Source organism: Phenylobacterium sp. (genome assembly GCF_035944335.1).
Taxonomy (GTDB): domain Bacteria; phylum Pseudomonadota; class Alphaproteobacteria; order Caulobacterales; family Caulobacteraceae; genus Phenylobacterium.
The window spans coordinates 1-2,179 of the sequence record NZ_DASZBG010000105.1 but is presented as its reverse complement, the minus strand read 5'-3'; the positions used below and the strand labels follow the sequence as shown (position 1 = coordinate 2,179).

Sequence of the window (2,179 nt, the reverse complement as noted above, 5' to 3'; positions counted from 1 at the left end):
CCGCCGGCGGCTGACCGGCTTCGGCCATGCGCGCCTGTTGGCCGCGCCAGTTGGCGTCGCGGCCATGGGTCTGGACGGACGGGGCGAAGGCCGGCTGACCGCGCTCGGCGAAGCGGCCGCCGCGATCCTGATGCTCAAGGTCCTGACGCTGAAGGCCTGGGCGCTGAAGGTCTGGGCGCTGAAGGTCTGGGCGCGGAACCTCCTGGCGTCCGAAGCCGCGGCCCCGGTCCTGGCGGCCGATCACGGGCGGGCGGGCGGCCGCGAAGGGGGGCGGCGCGCCGTTGCGAGCCCAGCCTTCATGCCGGCCGTTGTCGGCGCGGCCCTCGCCACGATTGATCCCGGGGTTCAGGCCCGGGCTGAAGCGGCCCGGACGCACGGACTCGAAGCGCTGCACGACCGACGGCGCGGCGTTGGCGCGCCACTGCCGCCACGCCGGTTGCTGCTGCGCGGCGTTGATCCGGCGCTGGTCGGCGCGGGCGATATTGGGCGCGCGTTGTCGCCAGACATTCTGATCGACCGCGTAGCGCGGCGCGCGGTTGTAGGTGGAATAGAGGTCGTAGCCGCGGCTCCAGTACTGCCGCGCGCCCGGCGCGTAGCGGCCGTAGTCGTTGGCGCTCAAGAGCGCGCCGGCCGCATCGAACAGGGCGATCAGCGCGCCGTTGCCGCCGTAGGCGTAGCCGTAGTTCGCATCGCGCACGAAGTAGGGATAATCGGCGCCAGGCTCGTAATAGTAGAACCGGTAGTCGTCGCCGTAGGGCTCGGCGAACATGTAGCCGTCGTCGGCGGTCTCCCAGACCCACGGCTGTTCGTCGCCATAGGCAAAGCCATAGGCCGGTGGCGCGTCGTAGCCATAGGCGCGTTCCGCGTAGGGGTAGGCGCGCTCCGGCGGAAGATAGCTGGCGGGATAGGGCTGGGCGCCATAGTTGGGCGCGCCATAGGCTGCGGGATCGTAGGCCGGACCTGGCTGCGGCAGGGCCGAATAGGCGTCCGGCGCGTCGTTGCGCGCCAGCAGGGGGCGATTGTCGACCTTGCAGCCGGCAAGGCCGAGCGCCAGGCCGCTGGCGGCGAGGAGCAGGACGGGTTTGGTGAAAGACCGGGGGTGCGGGATCATGATCTCGGTTCGACGATTGCGCGCCGGGAAGGCTCGGCGCCGGGGCGTGGCCGGGCGGCCGACTCCCGTCCCCGGCCGCGGGACCACCGGGTTCCAACGTCGAGCGGCGGGCCGGGGTTGCGAGGCCGGCCGGTGAGCCTCGCCGGGCTCCGGCCATTGAGGCGGGCGCGATGACGGCGGGGGCGGCGAGGTGAGGCGCGTCGGCTATACGCGGCGTGTGCTGCTGCGCCAGCTGGCTCTGTTGGGCGGCGGCCTGGGCGCGGCCTGGTGGCTGCGCGAACGCTATCTGTTTCCCACGCCCACCGTCGAATTCGCCGATGGCGCCAGCGACAGCGGCTGGATGGCCTTGCCCGATCCGGCGGGGCTGGTGGAGCTCCCGGCCCGGGTGGGGGGCATTCCGATCCGGGTGGTGGTGGATTCCGGGGCGCAGTTCTCGGCCATCGACCGCCGGCTGGCGCAGCGGCTGGGACTCAAGGATTCACCCATCCCGCTACTGGCCTTCGGGGTCAGCGGCGCGCCTGCCCTGACGCACACCGTCTCGCTGGACCTGGCCATCGGCCCCCTGCAGCTGCGCGGCATGCGGGCCGCGACCCTGGAGCTCCTGACCCTCTCGGGCGTGATCCGCCGGCCGTTCGCCATGCTCATCGGCCGCGACGTGCTGCGCGCGCTGGCCGTCGACATCGACTGGCCCAACGGGCGGGCGCGGTTCGTCCGGCCCGAGGCCTTCCAGCCGCCGCCCGGCGCGGCGGTCGCCAAGACCCGTAGCCAGGGCGGCGCGCTGATGACCTCGGTCAGTATCGAGGGCTCGGCCCCGATCGAGGTGATGGTCGACACCGGCGCCACCTCGGACCTGGCGCTCTCCCAGGACACCGCCCAGACCCTGGGCCTGCTGGCCGACCGGCGGATCACCACCGGCCGCTCGGTGAGCCTGGGCGGGATGAGCCAGGATCAGGTGGTCCGCGCCAGCGCCGTCGAGTTCGCCGGCCGCCGGCTGACCGACGTGGAGGTGCAGGTCTTCACCCCGACCGCGCCGGCCCCGCTGCCGGCCGGCCTGCTGGGCGTCGGCAT

2 protein-coding genes are annotated in these 2,179 nt (G+C 73.2%); one reads left to right on the top strand and one right to left on the bottom strand.

The genetic code is table 11. The features are described 5' to 3' along the window. A partial coding sequence (locus VGT80_RS16880; protein ID WP_327457822.1) for a hypothetical protein occupies positions 1 to 1,111 on the bottom strand: 1,111 nt, incomplete at its 3' end. Between the two features lie 190 nt (positions 1,112 to 1,301). Between VGT80_RS16880 and VGT80_RS16875 the strand changes: the two genes are divergently transcribed. Beyond that, on the top strand, positions 1,302 to 2,179 hold an 878-nt coding region (locus tag VGT80_RS16875; protein WP_327457821.1), incomplete at its 3' end, for a retroviral-like aspartic protease family protein.